15 protein-coding genes are annotated in these 17,668 nt (G+C 69.8%); 5 read left to right on the top strand and 10 right to left on the bottom strand.

The window, feature by feature from the left end; genetic code table 11:
* Positions 1-5: 5 nt before the first annotated feature.
* Together ACWEOI_RS23135 and ACWEOI_RS23130 are read left to right on the top strand one after the other, a co-directional pair.
* Positions 6-653 carry an HAD family hydrolase gene (locus ACWEOI_RS23135; protein ID WP_452360960.1) on the top strand — a complete coding sequence of 216 codons (648 nt, stop codon included), beginning with the start codon at positions 6-8 and terminating at the stop codon, positions 651-653.
* Positions 654-769: 116 nt separating this feature from the next.
* Positions 770-1,528 (top strand): glucose 1-dehydrogenase, encoded by a 759-nt coding sequence (locus ACWEOI_RS23130; protein ID WP_433667141.1) that lies wholly within the window; start codon positions 770-772, stop codon positions 1,526-1,528.
* Between the two features lie 416 nt (positions 1,529-1,944).
* Here ACWEOI_RS23130 and ACWEOI_RS23125 read toward each other — a convergent pair whose 3' ends face one another.
* The 7 genes from ACWEOI_RS23125 to ACWEOI_RS23095 all read right to left on the bottom strand — a co-directional run bounded on the left by ACWEOI_RS23125 (position 1,945) and on the right by ACWEOI_RS23095 (position 12,349).
* Complete coding sequence (locus ACWEOI_RS23125; protein WP_452360959.1) at positions 1,945-4,197, bottom strand: Hsp70 family protein; 2,253 nt, start codon at positions 4,195-4,197, stop codon at positions 1,945-1,947.
* Positions 4,198-4,939: 742 nt separating this feature from the next.
* A complete protein-coding gene (locus ACWEOI_RS23120) occupies positions 4,940-6,523 on the bottom strand; it encodes an FAD-dependent oxidoreductase (RefSeq protein WP_433667143.1) in 1,584 nt (527 codons plus the stop codon).
* 14 nt (positions 6,524-6,537) lie between these two features.
* Complete coding sequence (locus tag ACWEOI_RS23115; protein WP_452360958.1) at positions 6,538-7,542, bottom strand: AurF N-oxygenase family protein; 1,005 nt, start codon at positions 7,540-7,542, stop codon at positions 6,538-6,540.
* A gap of 255 nt (positions 7,543-7,797) precedes the next feature.
* Complete coding sequence (locus ACWEOI_RS23110) at positions 7,798-8,820, bottom strand: Hsp70 family protein (protein ID WP_452360957.1); 1,023 nt, start codon at positions 8,818-8,820, stop codon at positions 7,798-7,800.
* Positions 8,821-9,156: 336 nt separating this feature from the next.
* Entirely contained in the window at positions 9,157-10,968 is a 1,812-nt protein-coding gene (locus ACWEOI_RS23105; protein ID WP_452360956.1) for an N-acetylmuramoyl-L-alanine amidase, read from the bottom strand.
* Positions 10,969-11,247: 279 nt separating this feature from the next.
* Complete coding sequence (locus ACWEOI_RS23100; protein WP_433667147.1) at positions 11,248-11,706, bottom strand: Rieske 2Fe-2S domain-containing protein; 459 nt, start codon at positions 11,704-11,706, stop codon at positions 11,248-11,250.
* An 85-nt stretch (positions 11,707-11,791) separates the two neighbouring features.
* The gene (locus ACWEOI_RS23095; protein WP_433667148.1) at positions 11,792-12,349 is read right to left on the bottom strand and encodes a sigma-70 family RNA polymerase sigma factor; all 558 of its coding nucleotides are present in this window, start codon (positions 12,347-12,349) and stop codon (positions 11,792-11,794) included.
* 180 nt (positions 12,350-12,529) lie between these two features.
* Between ACWEOI_RS23095 and ACWEOI_RS23090 the strand changes: the two genes are divergently transcribed.
* The 3 genes from ACWEOI_RS23090 (at position 12,530) to ACWEOI_RS23080 (ending at position 14,551) form a co-directional block, all read left to right on the top strand.
* Positions 12,530-12,910, top strand: coding sequence for a hypothetical protein (locus tag ACWEOI_RS23090; protein WP_433667149.1), 381 nt, complete (start codon positions 12,530-12,532; stop codon positions 12,908-12,910).
* Between the two features lie 76 nt (positions 12,911-12,986).
* Positions 12,987-13,736, top strand: coding sequence for an SDR family oxidoreductase (locus ACWEOI_RS23085; RefSeq protein ID WP_452360955.1), 750 nt, complete (start codon positions 12,987-12,989; stop codon positions 13,734-13,736).
* A 62-nt stretch (positions 13,737-13,798) separates the two neighbouring features.
* Positions 13,799-14,551 carry an alpha/beta fold hydrolase gene (locus ACWEOI_RS23080; RefSeq protein WP_433667151.1) on the top strand — a complete coding sequence of 251 codons (753 nt, stop codon included), beginning with the start codon at positions 13,799-13,801 and terminating at the stop codon, positions 14,549-14,551.
* Between the two features lie 26 nt (positions 14,552-14,577).
* Here the strand turns inward: ACWEOI_RS23080 and ACWEOI_RS23075 are convergent, their stop codons facing one another.
* The 3 genes from ACWEOI_RS23075 to ACWEOI_RS23065 form a co-directional block, all read right to left on the bottom strand.
* Positions 14,578-15,951: a bifunctional lysylphosphatidylglycerol flippase/synthetase MprF gene (locus ACWEOI_RS23075; RefSeq protein ID WP_433667152.1), complete on the bottom strand. Its 1,374-nt coding sequence runs from the start codon at positions 15,949-15,951 to the stop codon at positions 14,578-14,580.
* A gap of 66 nt (positions 15,952-16,017) precedes the next feature.
* Positions 16,018-16,980, bottom strand: a complete 963-nt coding sequence (locus tag ACWEOI_RS23070; protein ID WP_433667153.1) for a DUF5996 family protein — start codon at positions 16,978-16,980, stop codon at positions 16,018-16,020.
* Between the two features lie 28 nt (positions 16,981-17,008).
* Positions 17,009-17,665, bottom strand: a complete 657-nt coding sequence (locus ACWEOI_RS23065) for a CE1759 family FMN reductase (RefSeq protein WP_452360954.1) — start codon at positions 17,663-17,665, stop codon at positions 17,009-17,011.
* Positions 17,666-17,668: the final 3 nt, after the last annotated feature.

Genomic DNA, 17,668 nt, shown 5'->3' with positions numbered 1-17,668 from the left:
GGCGAATGATCAAGGCTGCGGTATTCGATGTGGGCGAGACGCTGATCGACGAGACACGCATCTGGTGCCGCTGGGCCGACCGGCTCGGCGTGCCCCGCTTCGCGTTCCTCGGCGTCATCGGCGGGATGGCGGCCACCGGACGTCCCCTCACCGACGCCTTCGCCCTGTTCCGGCCCGACCTCGACCTAGAGGCCGAGCAAGTGGCCTGGGCCGCCGCGGAACCCGCGAGCCTGCGCAACAACTTCGACGCCGACGACCTCTACCCGGATGTGGTCCGCGCGCTGCGCGAACTGCAGCGGCGCGGGATCACCGTGATCATCGCGGGAAACCAGCCGCCGCAGGCGAAGTCGGCGCTCGAGCGCATGGACCTGCCGGTGGACGCGGTCTACACCTCGGCCGAATGGGAGCTGGAGAAGCCGGATCCCAAGTTCTTCACCAAGGTCGCGGAGGTGGCGGGCGTCGAGCCCGACGAGATCTGCTACGTCGGCGACCGCGTCGACAACGATGTGCTGCCGGTGCTGGCGGCGGGCATGCGGCCGGTGCTGATCCGCCGCGGGCCGTGGGGGTATCTGACCGCCGAGCTGCCGGATGCGGCCCTGGCGACGGTCATCGACAGCCTCGACGAACTGCCCGATCTACTCGCCCCCGCCTGATCTCCCAATACATGACACATCAAGTGTGACGGCCGTTTTCCGCCAGCGGCCGGTCTCCGCGCGGCGTTGACTATGACATGTCAACGAAATCCGCTCTACCGCAAGGAGACGCAGTCATGACCCGGTTCGAATCCAAGGTCGTCCTGATCACCGGTGCCACCTCGGGAGTCGGTGCGGCCGTGGCCCGGCGGATCGCCGCCGAGGGCGGGGCCGTCGTGCTCGGCGCGCGCGGCAAGGAAGCCGGTGACCGCATGGCCGGGGAGATCCGTGCCGCGGGCGGACGGGCGCTGTTCGTCCCCACCGACGTCACCGTCGAAGCCGACGTGGAACGGCTCACCGCCGCGGCGATCACCGAATTCGGCCGCCTGGACGGGGCTTTCAACAACGCGGGCGCGGTCAACGCCTTCGGCCCGGTCCAGGACATCGACGAGGCGGGCTGGCGCGCCGACCTCGAACTGAACCTGACCGCCGTTTATTACGGCCTGCGCCACCAGGTTCCGGCGCTCGCGGCCACCGGCGGGGGCGCGATCCTCAACAACGCCTCCAACCTGGGTGTGGTCGGCATGGCACAGGTCGCGCCGTACGTGGCCGCCAAACACGGTGTGGTGGGCCTGACCCGCGCCGTCGCCCTGGAAGGGGCGGAGCAGTCCATCCGGGTGAATGCCCTGGTCTCGGGTGCGGTCGACACCCCCGCCTTCCGGAACTCCATGGGCGCCACCCCCGAAGGCGAGGCCGCCATCGCCGCCCTGCACCCGCTGGGCCGCATCGCCCGCCCCGACGAGATCGCCGCCTTCTGCGCCTATCTCCTCAGCGACGAGGCGTCGTTCATCACCGGCGCGGCGCTGGCCGTCGACGGCGGCTTCACCGCCCGCTGACCCGTCGCACACGCGACAGGCCCACCACCGCGCTCCGGGCACTGGAATGCGGGGTGGGCCGGTCACTCTGGCGTCAGGGCCGCGGAGCCCGCAGCGCCCCGCACCCCTGACACCGGTCCACGAGAGGGATTCCCCCTCACTCGACGGGACGAGGCGGGGCGGGCTGGTCGGTCCCGCCACCGCCTGCGTCACCGTGGGAAGCCGGCGGATGGTGGGACGCCACCGCCCGATCTCCCCCGCCACCCTCACCGGCGCGCGGGACAACGCGCCTGGTGAGAGCCAGACCGAAAGCCAACGCCGCCAACGACTGCGATCCCGCGGGCCGCGCCGGACCTCCCGGGCCCGAGGCCCGCGACCGATCCGAGGCCCGCGCCGAGCCCTGCCTGAGCGGGCGGGAAGCGCACTGCCGCAAGGGGTCAGTGTTTGCCACCGCCACCACCACCCTTGCCGCCGCCGCCCATCCCGCCACCGGCTCCACCGCCCATGCCGCCGCCGTGGCTGCCGCCGGTGGAAGAACCGCCCGCGCCGCCCTTGGACGCGCCGCCCTGGGAACCGCCACCGGTCGCGCCGCCCTGAGAACCGCCACCGGTCGCGCCGCCTTGGGAGCCGCCGAGCTTCGAGCCGCCGGGAGATGCTGCGCCGCCGCCGGTTCCAGCGCCGCCAGTGGCCCCGCCGGGCTTCGAACCGCCCTGGTTGGAACCGCCCGGGTTCGAGCCACCAGGGTTGGAACCACCCGGATTCGACCCACCAGGGTTGGAACCACCCGGGTTCGAGCCACCAGGGTTGGAACCACCCGGGTTGGAACCACCGGGGTTTGACCCACCAGGGTTGGAACCACCCGGATTCGCGCCACCGGGATTGGAGCCTCCGCCGTTGGAACCGGGTGACGCACCGCCGGTGTTGGCACCAGCGGGGTCGCCGGTCGCACCGCCGCCTGCCGAGGTGCCGCCGCCCGGGTTCGAGGCACCGCCGCCGGAAGTCGTGCCACCCGTGGTGGTTCCGCCGGTGCCGCCGGGGGTCGAGGTGCCGGGGGTTCCGGTGCCGGCACCGGTTCCGCCCGTCGCGCCGCCGGGAGTCGTGCCGCCGGGCTGGCCCGCACCCGGCTGGCCCGCACCGGGATCGCTCGCGCCGGGCTGACCGCTGCCGGGTTGACCCGCACCGGGCTGACCGCTGCCCGGTTGACCCGCACCGGGCTGACCGCTGCCCGGTTGACCCGCACCGGGCTGGCCACTGCCCGGTTGACCTGCGCCGGGCTGGGTTCCGCCGGGTTGTGTCGTGCCCGGCTGCGTCGTCCCGGGCTGACCGGTGCCCGGTTGGGTTGCGCCAGGGGTGGTTCCGCCGGGCTGGGTGGCGGAGGGGACGCCGGGGATGCTGACCTTGGGGGTCTTGCCGACGTAGCCGCCGATGGTCCAGCCCGCGAGGACGGGGTTCTGGAACGGGAGCGGGTTGGTGAACTGGGCCGGGTTCGCGTAGGTGACAGCCGGATTGGCCAGCGTCAGGGCGCGGGTCTCGCAGTGGCTGCCGCCGCCCGTGGTGTCGACGGGACGGCCGTTGTACCAGGTGGAGGTGACCGTCGGGGCCTGCGGCGCGTAGCTGCGCACGGCGGCCACGGTGGTGACGGCGTGGGAGCGGGTACCCGCGGGGGCGGTGACGTCGTCGAGGACCATGACGTCCCCGCCGCCGAGGGTCGAGGTGCCGGCGGGCGGGTCGGCGGGTTCGGGGGCGGCCTGCAGTCCGGGCGGCCCGGCGACGGGCCCGCCGAGCACGGTGGCGGCGGACATGGCGAGCGCGGAAGCGACTGCCGCGCCGGAGATCACGGCGGCACGAGGGGCGTAGCGCCCGATGGCGGAACCGGTATCGACGCTGCGAAAGGCCGCGATGGCCGCGCCGACGGCGGCGGTGTGCGCGGGATCGGGCGACATGACGACCGGGCGGCCCAGATCGGCCAGCACGCGTGCCACCTCGGGGGGCCGGGCCGCGCCGCCGATCAGCAGCACCCGGTCGATCTCCTCCATGTGCAGCCCGGCCCGGTGCACGACGGACCGGACCAGGCGTAGCGAATTGCGAATATGCCAGCTGCGCAGCCGGTTCGTGTCGGAGGCGGGCACCACGGCCGAGACCGGCTCGGTCGCGCCGGGCGCGATGCTGCGTGCGTACTTGGCCAGCAGCGCGCCCAGCGGCCGACCGCCGAAGTCGTAGGAGCGTTCGGCGCGGCCGAGGATGCCGCGCTCCTCCACCTCGGCTTCGGTGCGCACCACGGCCAGGTCGAGGCTGTTGCCGCCGAGGTCGTAGACCAGGGTGATCCCGTTCTCCGAGAGGCCGTATTCCTCGTCGAGCCATTCGACTGCGGCGACCGGTTCGGGCATCAGGGTGACGTCCGCCGCGCCGGACCAGTCCAGTGCCCGCCGAATACGGGTGACGAGTTTGTCCGAATAGCAAGCGGGATACGTGGTTACGGCGGGCGCTTCGGGCGCGTGGGATTCGATCAGCCCGTTCACCACCGCCGCGATGAGGTCCGCGGGCGACCAGATGCGGCCCCCGATGACCACCGGGTCGGGATCGGCCGTGAGGTCCGCGAAGTCGGTGACCACCGGCGCGAACCTGGGAACCCCCCCGATCTGCGGGCCGCCGGCGCTGTCGAAGGTGACAGCGGTCCGACGAACCCGCACGGCTGGTCGGTTCCTTTCACCGGCCGTGGTGGCCCATACAGAGTTCACTGTGCCGATGCTCATGCCAAAGCCAACTGTCATTGCTATCCCGTCAACGCACCGAGACCACGGCCCGTCAGGCGTACCAACCATGTGGTCGCGGTCGTTTTCCAAACAGCGCGTTCAGGTTAGCTGGCGTTTGCGGGCATTGAATATCGAATCGGGAGAAAAGATTTCGCGTCCAGTAGCGAAGTTGGCGAATCTACTGGTCAGGCAACCGCCGTAGCAAGATCGAATCCGACTCCCCCATAAAGGCAACCGAACAGTCTTTAGCGATGGCTACATCACAGCGAATATTGAATTCATACCGACCGGTAGGCGAGTAGTGTCCGAAAAACAAAACCGCATCGTCAGTACGGACGGGCGGATTACCGATCACTGGTCGGTAGCTGTCCCGGAATGCCCCACGCGGGCCGCCGTACCGTCCGTGATTCGCGACGAAATCTTCTCTACTACTGGAGATGTCGCTGCGAGCAAACACGGTATTACAACTCGCACAACACCATCGGTACAGCGGACTCGACGGCGTCGGCCGACGTTCGCACAGACCCCCGAGATTCGCAGCAGCGGCGACGCCGGATACGTTGCCCGGCACAAAAAGTCGCGGCGGACCGCCCGGCGGGACCGGACATGACGAAGGCCGCCGCACGCACAGGGGTTGCGCGCGGCGGCCTTCCGAGGGACGACGCCGACAGGGGTGGGGTCAGCGACGCACCATCAGGGACAGCTTGCGCCGGGGCCGGTTGACCGCGCCGCCACGGATGGCGTGCGGCTGCCGCTCACCGACGAGCCGGTCGAAATCGCCCGCGCTGCGGGCGGGCCGGGTCAGCCGCCCGGCGTTGAAGTCGTCCACCAGCTGGCGGACCGTCTGCTGCGCGCAGGACTTGTTGGTCCCGATGAACCCGGTCGGGCCGCGCTTGATCCAGCCGGTCACGTACGCGCCGGACACCACCGCGCCGCCGGACTCCTCGAGCACCCGTCCGTCCAGGTTCGGGATGATCCCGGCCCGCTCGTCGAACGGCACGCCCGGCAGCGCCACACCGCGGTAGCCCACCGAGGTCAGCACCAGTCCGGCGTCGAGGGTCTCGACGTCCTCGGTCGGAACCGCGTGCACCGCGCCGTTGTCGCCGGTGACGAGCTCGTTGCGCACCACCTCGACCCCGGTCACCCGGTCCACGCCGGCGATGGTCACCGGCGCCGACAGGTACCGGAACACGATCCGCTTGCGTCCGCCCACGGGCCGATCAGCCAAGCCGTGCAGCAGCTTCAGCTTGTGCTCGACCTTCTGCGACATGCCCTCGACGATCGGCGGCAGCTCGCCCTCGACCACGATGTCGACATCGGCGCCCAGCAGGCCCACGAATTCCGGCACGGTGAAGGCGGATTCGGCCGGACCGCGCCGCCCGAGGATCACGACCTCTTCGATATTGCTGCGCCGCAACGCGTTCAGCGCCCGCTGGGACACGTCGGTGCCGGCCAGCAGTTCCGGATCGGTGGTCAGGATGCGCGCCACGTCCAGCGCCACATTGCCGTTGCCCACGATCACCGCGCGCCGCGCCGACAGGTCGAAGAACCGGCCCGCCTGGTCGGGGTGGCCGTTGTACCAGGCCACGAAGTCGGTGGCGGAGGTGCTGCCGGGCAGCCCCTCACCCGGGATCCCGAGCTTGCGGTCCGAGGACGCGCCGACGGCGTAGATCACCGCGTGGTGGTGCGCCAGCAGTTCCTCGTGCGAAACGTGCTCGCCCACATTGACGTTCAGGTACGAGCCGAAGCCGGGCTGCGCGGAGATCACGTCGAACAGCTCGCCGACCTGGCGGGTCTTGGTGTGGTCGGGCGCGACGCCGAAGCGGGCCAGACCGTAGGGCGTGGTCACCTTGTCGAACACGGTCACCGACACGCCGGGCTGGGTGAGCAGTTCGTCGGCGGCGTACATTGCCGACGGGCCCGAGCCGATCACGGCCACCCGCAACGGTTCCCGGCCGGGCTTGACCTCGGCCGCGGGAATCGGCAGGGCCAGGAGCGGCCGCGGCCGTTCCTGGCGGTAGAAGTCGGCGTTGATCTCGATGAACGGCAGCTGCGCTTCGGTCAGCTTCTTCGACGAGGTGATGGCGTCCACCGGGCAGGCGGTCGCGCACGCCCCGCAGTCCACACAGGCCTGCGGGTCGACGTAGAGCATTTCCGCGGTCAGGAAGTCCGGCTCGTCGGGAGTCGGATGGATGCAGTTGACCGGGCAGGCGTAGACGCACGAGGCGTCGCTGCAACAGGATTGAGTGACAACGTACGGCACTGTACGTCCCCTTCCTACGCGACCTTGCCGGAGCGGATGGGCTCCGAGCGGTAGCGCGACGCCGGGCCGGAGATGCCGAGCAGCTTCCAGACCCGCTTGGAGATCGGGTTCATCAGACCGATCTCGTCGGCGAGGGCGCGCACATCGATGAAGTAGTCGGCGAAGACCTGCTTGGCCTCCTTGGAGCCGTAGAACAGCTCCTTGCGGACCGTCTCCGGGATGTCGAACTCCTGGAAGAACTTCTTCGGCGGGGTCGCGATGGACCGGCCCAGGATGAACATGATGACGGGCATGGCGATCGAGAGGATGAAGCGCTCGGCCGCGTTGCGCTCCGGCACGTGGTGCTTGAGGAACTCGTGCGCGAAGGAGATGTGGCGGGCTTCCTCGGCGACGTGGATGCTCATCACGCCGCGCATGATCGGGTGGACTTCCTCGCCCGAGCGCAGGATCTGCTTCTGGATGTGGTCGATCGGCTCCTCGCCGGCGAGCACGGCCATGAAGAACAGGTTCGGGAAGGCGACCGCGACGGGCACGCCGAGCAGGCGCAGCTGGCGGACGAGCGGGCCCATGCCCGGGACGTCCACGCCGATGCGGTTCACCATCTCCTGGAACATCAGGGTGTGGTTGAGTTCCTCGGCCATCTCGTGGGTGCAGTAGCGGAATTCCGCGTCACCGTTGGGCAGCGAGAAGGTGTGGTTGACCATGCCGCTGATCAGGATGGACTCGAACTGCAGGCCGACCTTGGCGATATTGGCCTGGCGGTACTTGCCGACCGCGATCTGCTGCTCCACCGTCAGCGACTGGTACCAGTCGTGGCGGCCCAGCGGGTCCGCGGACTCCGGCAGGATCCAGCGCTCGGGGCGGGCGTTGGAATCGAAGTCCGGGTTGTCCCAGTCGATGTCCTCGTAGGGGTCGAAGTGCTTGTTCACCGACCCTTCCGAGAGCAGCAGCAGCTTGTTGGCGTACTCCTGAGCTTCGGCAACCACGGGGTCGTCAAGGGGGGTCGTGGTCGGAGACATCGTCGTCACCTCTCCAGTCAGTGGCGTTATGTGTACCCAATAGTTACACCAAACTGGAGGGGCGTCAACAACAGTTCGCAAGATGCTTGCACGAGTTAGCGCTCCCCCGCCTCCCCGGCACTTCAGCGGGCGACCGAGAGCCGTCGACCGGCACGCACCCGCCCTGCGGTCAGGTGGCGAACCGATGTTGGACGTACCCGACGAGTTACTCATACGGCACGAAATCAGTGCTTACCTGGGGGACGAAAGATCAACTCAGAGCGCAGCCACCCGGGTGACACGCCGGAAGAATCCGGTCAGCGCATGATGCTTATGGCCCGCCGACTCCCGGGCCAGGAGTGCTTGCCGGGCCGCGATGGCCGCGCCGTCGGCGATGGTCCGTTCCGGGTCTGCGGAGACCACCACGGGACGCGCCAGCTCCTTGGCCAGCACCTGCGCCACCTCGGGCGGCCGTGCGGCCCCGCCGACCACCAGGATCCGATCCACATCGGCCATGGTGACGTCCGCGATCCCCAGGCACTGGTAGACCAGGGCGAGCGAACGGCGAATGTGGTCGGCGCGCAGTTCCCCGGAGTCCGCGTCCGACAGCCCGCGCGGCACCACCGGCGAGCCCGCGGTCCGGCGCAGCGTGCGCGCCACCAGGTCGCCGAAGGCGCGGCCGCCGTAGTCGGCCGAGTGCAGCGGCATGCCGACGACCGGATTGCTGGGCGCGCCCAAGCCGACGCGCAGCAGCGTGACGTCCAGCCTGGCCCCGCCGAGGTCGTAGACCAGCGCCAATCCCGGTGTGAGCGGCCCGCGTTCGGCGGCCAGCCAGGACGCGGCCGCGATCGGCTCGGCCACCAGGGTGGCCCGGTCCAGGCCCACGCCGTCCAGCGCGGTGCGCAGATCGGCGATCAGAGTGGCGGAGTAACCGGCCGGATGGGTCACCGCGATACCGGTCTCCCCGTGGTCCAGCGCCCCCGCCGGGGGTTTGCCCAGCACCTCCGCGACCACGCTGTAGGCCACGGTGGCCACCAGATCCGCGGCCGAGAGCGCCCGGTGCCCGACCCGCGCCATCGGCGCGCCGCGCTGGCCGAGATCGGCGAAATCGGTGATGACGCGCCCGTGCCGGGGAATGCGCCCGACGCGGGCGGTCCCGGAACTGTCGAAGGTGAGGGTGGTGCGCCAGGTGGCCGGAGGAATGCCTCGACGGCCGGGCGGCAGCTTTCCGGTTCGATCGGCCGCCGTGGAGCAGACCGTGTTGACCGTGCCGATACTCAAACCCACACCGAACGCCATCATCCACCTCGATCGACGAGTCCATCGGGCCGAGCGTTCGCACCGGCCGTCGAACTCGACCCGAATTCATGCAACTCCCGCGCCGGATGCTTGCCAACCACCGGACACGCGATTGTCCGCACGTGCGCCGCCGATCGGCGACAACCGTGTTGTCCAGGCAGGTGACCGCGAAAAGCCGCCGCGCACAGTCCGATCGCGAGATGTTTGCCTGAACTCCCCCATTTGCCGGAAAAGCGACAGCCGAGGCCACCCGGTACGGCCGGTCTCCGCACCGACGAGAATCGCCCCCGCACCGGATAATCCGGAGCGAGGGCGATTCCGCGTCGATCTGTTCGACTACTTTGCGGTCGAGCCGAGCAGCGTGTTGCTGAGCACCGAGACCACGCTGTAGGCCAGGTTGATCAGGTCCGCACCCAGACCCGAGTCACCGGTGAGCATCTTGGCCAGCGGGCCGAAGAGCTTCACGGCCATCGGCACCAGTGAGCTCAAGCCACCCGCGCCCAGGCTGTCGGTCTTGGAGTTCTTGTCGGTCCCGGGAGCCTGCGCGCCCGGGGTCGACTGTGTTCCGAGGCCGCCCGGCGCCGCCGAATTCCCCTGACCGCCAGGGGTGCTCGGCGATTGCCGCACCGGTGCGCGCAGATCCGCGATCGCCCGTACCGCCGGGGTGGCGGGCTTGGTCTGCGCGGCCGGCGGCTGAGTTCCGTTCTGCGGCTGGGTGGTTCCCTGCTGCGGCACGGTCCGCTGGATGCCCGGCTGCGGCGGAGTCTGCGCGTGCTGCCAGTTGTTCAGGAACTGGTCGGCGAGCTGCTGGAGGACCTGGAGCCCGTCCCCGAGCACCGACGCACCCGGCTGCTGCGCCGGATTCTGTTGCGCCGGACCGACACCCGGTGTCCCGGGGTTCTGGGCCGGGAGCGCCGGAGTCTGCCCTGGCTGGGCCTGACTCGTCCCTGGCTGAGCCTGACTCGTTCCGGGCTGAGCTTGACTCGTTCCGGGCTGCGCCGGGGCCGGAGCCGCCGGAGTAGTCGTCGACTGCGGAGCCTTCGCCGGAACGATGATCGCCGGGGACTTCGGGGCGTGCGCCGGAACGATGACCGCCGGAACCTGCGGAGCCACCGCCACGGGCGCTTGCGGCGCAACGGCTTCGGGAGTCGGTTCCGGAACCGCTGCCGGGGCCTGCGGAGCCACGGCCTCGGGCACGACGGCCGAAGCCTGCGGGGCACTAGCTTCAGGAACCGGGACCGCGGCTTGCGGGGCCAGCAAGGCCTCGGGAGCCGGAGCCTGTGCCGGAAGCTGCTGCGCCGATGGGATTCCCGGCTCGGCCGCCTTCTCCGCCGGCTTGTCGGTGGCTGCGGGCACCGGCACGCCGAGCAGGTAGGAGGCGATCCCGGTGGTGATGGTGACCGCGTGCTTGAGCTGTCCCTCCGGGGATTCCAGCTGCTGGGCGTCCTCGGCGTTGGCGCCGTTGCCCATTTCGAGGAAGACGTCCGGCACCAGGGTCAGTGCGGGACCCGCGACGTCGGAACGGGTTTGGAGTCCCTCCGCCGCGCCGTTGTAGGTGGCGGCCTGGTAGCCGCTCTGCAGGTAGGTGTCGCGCATGGCCTTGCTGGCGGCCAGGCCCGCACCGGACTGCACCTCGTTGACCTTGGCGTCGGGGACCGGCAGCTGCGGCACGATGAGGTGGAAGCCCTTGCCGTCGGCGGGCCCGCTGTCGGCGTGGATGCTGACGGCGACGTCCGCGCCGGAGGCGTTGGCGGCCTGGGCCCGTTCGTCGATGCAGCCGCCCCAGCCGGTGTCGTCCGGACGGCTCATGACCACGTGCGCGCCCAGGCCCTCGAGCGAGGTGCGCACCAACTGCGCGACGTTCCAGGTGATGGTGTGCTCGGCTATGCCGTGCAGGGTGGTCATGCCGGTGGTCTGGCACGCCTTGGTGCCGCCGCGACCGTCACTGACCTGTTTGTTGGTGTCCTGACTGTGATTGGGCCCCTGATGGCCCGGGTCCAGGAAGATGGTCTTCCCGGCCAATTTCTGCGGTAGTTCGGGCAGCGCCGGCGCGGCCAGCGCGGCCACCGGAACTATCCCGGCCGCGGTGGTGATGGCCGCCGCGGTGACGGCCGTGCAAATTCCGGACTTGGTGATGCTTCGTTTCATAAGCGGCGGCGCTCGGGCGGAGCGCCCCTCCCTTCCCACTAGTAACACCAGACCCAGCAGTTCACTCTTGCAACACCAGTTACTACCTGGCAAGCGTCGTGACGGAACCGTTACCAGTGGTCAAACGACCGAAATGCCCTGATCCGGAGCACTACCGGGCGCAATGGCAAGCGACCACAGCGCCAACTATCCCCCACCCCGCGTGTCCCGCCCGGACGACGCGCCTGAGCGGTTCGACGCAACCCCTCGGCGTCGAACCGCATGGACGAAAATGGCTGATCAGGCCGATACGATCTGGTCCCCGTCGACCCGAATGCCCCGGGCGTCCAGCGCCCGCGGCGCGGGCCCGCTCGCGACCGATCCGTCCAGATTGAAGGTGCTGCCGTGGCACGGGCATCGGATCAGGCCGCCGGACACCGAATTCACGTTGCAACCCATGTGCGTGCAGACCGACGAGAAGCCCAGGAACGACCCCGCGGACGGCTGGGTGATGACGGTGCCGCCGCTGATCAGACCCCCGCCGACCGGCACATCGGAGGTATTGGCCAGTACGTCCAGTTTCTTCGCGGGCTGGGCATCCGGCCCGCCCGGCTCGGCTCTGGGCGCCGCGGAGGCGGGCCCGTCGGATGTGGTGCCGCAGCCCACCACGGCGAGCGCGGTGGCGGCGACGGCGGTGGTGGCCAGCGCGGTGCGACGGTCCAGGCGGAACCCGTCGGGGCCGGCGGTGGTGTCGGTCATCGGAAACTCCTCGCTCGGGGCCGGACCGATGCGATTCGGCCGCTGCTTGTTCGACGTGTGGGAAGGGGCGGTTGGTTCACCCGTTTCACGCACTGAGCGGTACGCGCCGCAGCGATCGCAGCGCGTAGTGCACCCGGGTTTTCACGGTGCCGACCGGAATGCCCAGGTCGGCGGCCACATCCTGGTAGGCGCGGTCGCACAGGATGACCTGGACGACGGCGTCGCGCTGCGGGGCCGGCAGCTGCGCGAGCAGGTCGGCGACCAGCAGGCCGTCGGTCAGGGCCTCACTGAAGTCGGGCCGGGCGCATCGATTCTCGGCCTGTTCGCCGATCTCGTCCCAGCAGGTGTCGCCGGGGCGCGCGGCCCGGAATCGGGCGATGTCGATGAGCACATTGCGTTCGATGGTCAGTAGCCAGGTGCGCACGCTGCCCCGGTCGGGGTCATAGCTGGCGCAGGCCCGCCACGCCCGTAGCAGGGTCTCCTGCACGGCGTGTTCGGCCAGACCCGGATCGCCGAGGCGACTCATGGCCCGCCAGTGCAGCAGGCCGCGATCGGCGGCGAGGACCGCCGCCAGTCCGGAGTCGGTACACAGCCGGGCGCAGTGTCCGGCGCATCCGGTCATGACCGGGCGAAGTCTTCCCATGACTGAATATCGCACTGGAGGCCGAAAGAGCATCGCATGTTTGTGAATTACCCGAAATCGCCCGATTTCCCGAAAACAGACCGAAATTTCTGATAAACCCCTCCCCGGGAGATGCGGGGATCGCCCGACACCGTACGACGGGAACCGTGCGGTGCAGTGAACTGCTCAGGGAGGAACATCGTGCGTGCAGGCGCGCTCGTAGCGACGGGAGCATTCGCTTCCGCGCTGACAATGGCGGCGTCGGGAATTGCGGCGGCCGAACCGGCCACCGATATCACCGTCGACGGCACCTATTTGGTCAATGTGGATATCAAGCCGGGCATCTATATCGGCGATGGGACGATGGATCCGGCCCCCGCGGGCTGCTTCTGGCGGCGTCTGTGGAAGGTCCAGACCCCCGAGGACTACCCGGACCCGAACTACTACATCATCGCCAGCGACTTCACCCGGCTGCGGTCGATCACGGTGGAGATCAAGGCGACCGACGTGGCCTTCTCGACGCAGAACTGCGGGGCCTGGCACCCGGCGCCCGCGCGGCCCAACACCGGATCGTTCGGATAATCGGCGCGCGCTCGTGCGGGGTATCGGCTCGTCCCGGTACCCCGCACGGGCGCGGCCGGATCACTAGGGTGAGCGGATGACCAGGCAGAGGATTCTCATCACCGGCGCGAGCTCCGGGCTGGGCGCGGGCATGGCCCGCGAGTTCGCGAGCCGCGGGCGCGATCTGGCGCTGTGCGCCCGGCGGGTCTCGAATCTGGAGGCGCTGCGCGCGGAGCTGCTTGCCGCGCACCCCGGCATCACGGTCGCGGTCCACGGCCTGGACGTCGATGACCACGCGGCCGTCCCGAAGGTGTTCGAGGAGCTGCGCGAGGAGCTCGGCGGGCTGGACCGGATCATCGTCAATGCCGGGATCGGCAAGGGCGCGCGCCTGGGCACCGGCCGCGCCGACGCCAATCTGGCCACCGCCACCACTAACTTCGTGAGCGCCATGGCCCAGGCCGAGGCCGCCATGAGCATCTTCCGCCGCGAGAACGCCGGTCACCTGGTGCTCATCTCGTCCATGAGCGCGGTGCGCGGGCTGCCCGGCAAGAAGGCGGCCTACGCGGCCAGCAAGGCGGGCGTCACCGCGCTGGGCGAGGGGCTGGCCATCGAGCTGCGCGGCACCCCGATCAAGGTCACCACCGTGCAGCCGGGGTTCATCGCCACCGACATGTCCGCCAAGGCCGGGGACGCGAAACTGGTTGTGCCACTGGACAAGGGCGTGCATTCGATGGTCGCCGCCATCGAGCGGGAGACCGTACGGGCCTCGGTGCCCGAATGGCCGTGGCGGGTACTGGGTCTGGTGATGCCGGTGCTGCCGCGCGCGATCATGGCCCGGATGGGCTGATGCCGGGTAAGTGGCCGGGAATGCCGATCGAAGGCCGTGATCCGGCCGCTAGCATCGCGGCCATGGCGAAATTCACCACCTGGGACGGGCTCGAACTCAACTACCGCGTGTGGGAGGGCGAGGGCGTCCCGGTGGTGTTGCAGCACGGCATCGTGGCCGACACCAATGCCAACTGGATGAGCCTGGGCGTGGTCGCGGCGCTGGAACGGGCGGGCCACCACGTGATCTCGCTGGACGCGCGCGGTCACGGGCGTTCGGACAAGCCGCACGACCCGGCCCGCTATTCGTGGCAGGCCATGGCCGACGACATGCGCGCGCTGTTCGATCACCTGGGCCTGGAGCGGGTCAAGGTGGTCGGCTACTCGATGGGCGGGATCATCTCGCTGCTGGTGGCCGGGTCCGACGAGCGGGTGGAGCGGCTCGCGGTCGGCGGTATCGGCTCGGGCGTGGTGGATCACGGCGGCATCGACTGGCGGGTGATCGCCGCACAGGACATCGTGTCCGCCATGTCCGGCGACGCCACCGCGGTCAAGGGGCTGCCGAGCATGTTCCGCCTGCTGGCCGACGCGCTGGGCGCGGACCGCGAGGCCATCGCCGCCCTGGCCGCGTCCCTCGACGCGGCCCCGATCGAATCCCTCACCGGCATCACCGTTCCGACGTTGGTGCTGGCGGGCGATGCCGACCCGCTGGCCGCCGAACCCGAACGCCTGGCGGCCGCCCTTCCCAACGCGGAGTGCGTGGTGGTCAAGGGCGACCACCTCGCCGCCGTCGCCGACCCGGCGTTCTCGAAGACACTGGTCGACTTCCTGAGCTGAGAACGGTCGCGGCCCTCGGGGTTTGGTCAGTACTGCTTGCGGTGCGGCACGAACTCCAGGGAGAGCAGTGCCAGCGCAGCGATCAGCACCTCGCGCCACCGGATCAGCACGTACCGCTGATCGCCGAAAGAATTGAACTTGCGCAGGAATCGGTACAGCGATTCCAGCCGGATCAGCGGATCCCCCAGGCGCACCGCGAGATACACCGCCTGCATGGTCCGCGACCGGTGCTTGTCGGCGAAGATCTCCGGAAACGCCGCGAACGCCAGCGAGATTCGCTTGATCCCGTGGTCGCGCGCGTAGTCCACCAGGTCCACGATCATGCGTTCGTCGAGTCCGTTGGGTGCGTCGCGCCGCCGCCACGGCACGTCCAGGCTGAGTTCCTGGCCGTTGCCGGAGGTCCCGTAGCGCTGGAACCCGACCACCTGTCCGTCGGCGCCGCGGGCCATCACCACCAGCATGCCCGGGTGCCGTCCGTCGAGCAGGTGGTCGAGGATCATGGAGAAGCCCCGGGTCTGCCGCCCGGTCCCCCACTCGTCGACGATGGACAGCAGGGTTTCGCGCTGCGGTTCGGTGAGCGCGACCTCGGGCAGGATCTCGGTGGTGACGCCGTAGTTCTTGGTGCGGCTGACGGCCTGGCGCAGATTGCGGAACTTGCGGCCCACCAGGTCGAAGTGGTCGACGTCGATGACCACGTCGCGGCCCACCGAGATGGCGCGCAGCCCGCGGTGGTCGACGGCCCGCCGCTGCCACAGCTCACTGACCTCCGGACTGGCCCCGAGCACCGCGATGCGCCAGCCGTGGCTGCCCGCGAACAGCGAGAACTCGGTGAGCAGTTCCGGGAACCGCGCGGGGTCGCCGAGCGGGTCGCCGGAGACGACGGCGATGCCGAGCCGGGCCCGGTAGGCCACCGCCGCAGCGCCCGCGTCGTCGAAGAAGTAGGTCTTGGACGAGTGCAGCGCGAACGGCGCGAGCGGGTCCTGCGAGCTGCGCCGCACCAGCTCCGCGACCCGGGGTAGCTGTTCGGGTTGCGGCTTGCTGTTCTGCGGCAGCACCAGGATCGCGCCGCTGACCGCGAGGAACACGAATCCGGCCCCGGGGTGGTCGGTGCGGTAGGCGAAGTTGGAGACGACCAGGGTCGTGGCCGCGCCGGTGAGGTGAGGCAGCGTGATGGGCCGGCGCAGGTAGAGCCCGCGCGCCACGAACAACCCGGCGACCGAGACCGCGATGAACCAGCCGTGGTCGTCGCCTTCGCGGGAGGCTCGTTCGGCGGCCCAGACCAGGATCACGCTGCCCAGGACCAGGGCGCCCATCAGCCCGACGCGGGTGCTGGGCCCGGCGACGAAGGTGGTTTCCCGGTATGCGGTCAGCGTCGGATTCGGTACGCGTTCCTCACGCATCTGGACCCCTTTTCTCCCGCGTCTCCCACTCGACACTATGTGTGAGAGACGGTTCGAGGCATCGGGTTATTCCGGCCAACCCAGCCGCGGCGTGGTGAGCACCGGATCGGTGATGCCATTGTTGCAGGCCAGACCGACAGCGTCCCAGCCCGCGAGACTCGATCCGGACTCATATGCGGATTGGAAGAAGTCCAGTGCGGTGGCGACGGGGTCGGCGGTGACGCGGACGTCGTCGTAGGACAGGTAGGCGCTGTGCCCGGAGCCGGACGCCACCCAGCGGGCTTGATCGGGTCGCAGTGGTTTATCGCTGAGCCCGGCGGGTTCGGGCGCGGTGTAGGAGTAGAAGGTGGGGGCCGGGACCTTGTCGTCGCCGAACCAGAATCCGGCGCTGATCACCTCGCGGGAGTAGGCCTCGCGCGTGACCAGGTCGACGGTGTCGGGCATGACGATCTTGCGGTCGGAGAAGCGCTGCACGGCCAGATCGAAGGTGTGCCAGAAGATCTGGACGGGGCTGATCTTGCCGGAGTAGGTGGCGCTGAACTGTTCCAGGATGCGTCCGACCTGGCTCTGTACGTGGAAGGCGCGTTGCGCGGCGGCGGCGTTGTAGGTGTGGTGCTGGTCGTCCTGGTCGAAGGGGCGGCCGTGGTCGGGCAGGTCGAAGGGGGTGGGGTGGGCGATCACCACGTCGATGTCGAGGTTGCGCAGCGCGTTCATGGTCTCGACGTAGAAGCTGGCCACCGACTGGCCCGTGAGCGGCACCTCCTCCTGCGTGCCGCGGTCGTTGCAGACCCGCAGCACGTGGTCGAAGAAGTCGAAGGAGCAGGTGAAGACCGGGCCGTCGGTGGCGCTGCCGAGGGGGACGGTGGTCCAGCCGCGGGCGGTGAGCCGGTAGGTCATGTGCCACCAGTGGTTGCGGCGGATGCCCTTGGCCAAGGCGACCTTGCCGACGATCTGGGCGTAGCGGTGCAGGGTTTCCTTGGTGGGCCGCCATGAGTCGAGCGGGATGGCGGGAAGTATGTCCTGGGCCATCCGCTCATGCTACTCAGCTATCAGTGCGTTACCGCCCGTCGCCGGTGTGCCCGGCGAGCAGTTCGGCGAACGGCCGGACCGCGCCGACGCCATTGCCGGAGTTGCGGTGCCGGACCGGCTCGTCCTGCAGGAAGCCCTGCACCGCGGTGGGTGCGGCGACGATCTGCTGGGCGAGTTCGGACGCCGCCCGGTGCACGCGCTCGGCGAGTCCGGTGGAGCCGAAGTCCTCGGTGGCGGCGAAGACGCCGGTGGGGACGACCACGGCCCGCAGGTAGGTGAACAGCGGGCGCAGCGCGTGATCGAGCACCAGCGAATGCCGGGCGGTGCCCGCGGTGGCGGCGATCAGCACCGGCATGCCATTGAGCGAGTCGGTGTCCAGGACGTCGATGAACATCTTGAACAGCCCGCTGTAGCTGGCGGTGAACACCGGGGTGACCGCGATGATCCCGTCGGCGTCGGAGACTTTCTGCCGGGCCGCGGCCACGGCGGGCGTGGGCAGCCCGCCGGTGGTCAGGGTGGTGGCGAGATCGCCTGCCAGTTCCCGCAGTTCGATCACCTCGACGTCGATGCTCTCCCCGCGCCCGCCCACCGCCGCGGAGACCGCGGCGGCGAGCTGGTCGGCGAGCAGCCGGGTGGAGGAGGGCTGCGAGAGCCCGGCGGTCAGGACTACCAGTGAGCGACTCATGCT

It is taken from the genome of Nocardia sp. NPDC004340 (genome assembly GCF_053602575.1).
This window is presented reverse-complemented; position numbering and strand designations above follow the sequence as displayed.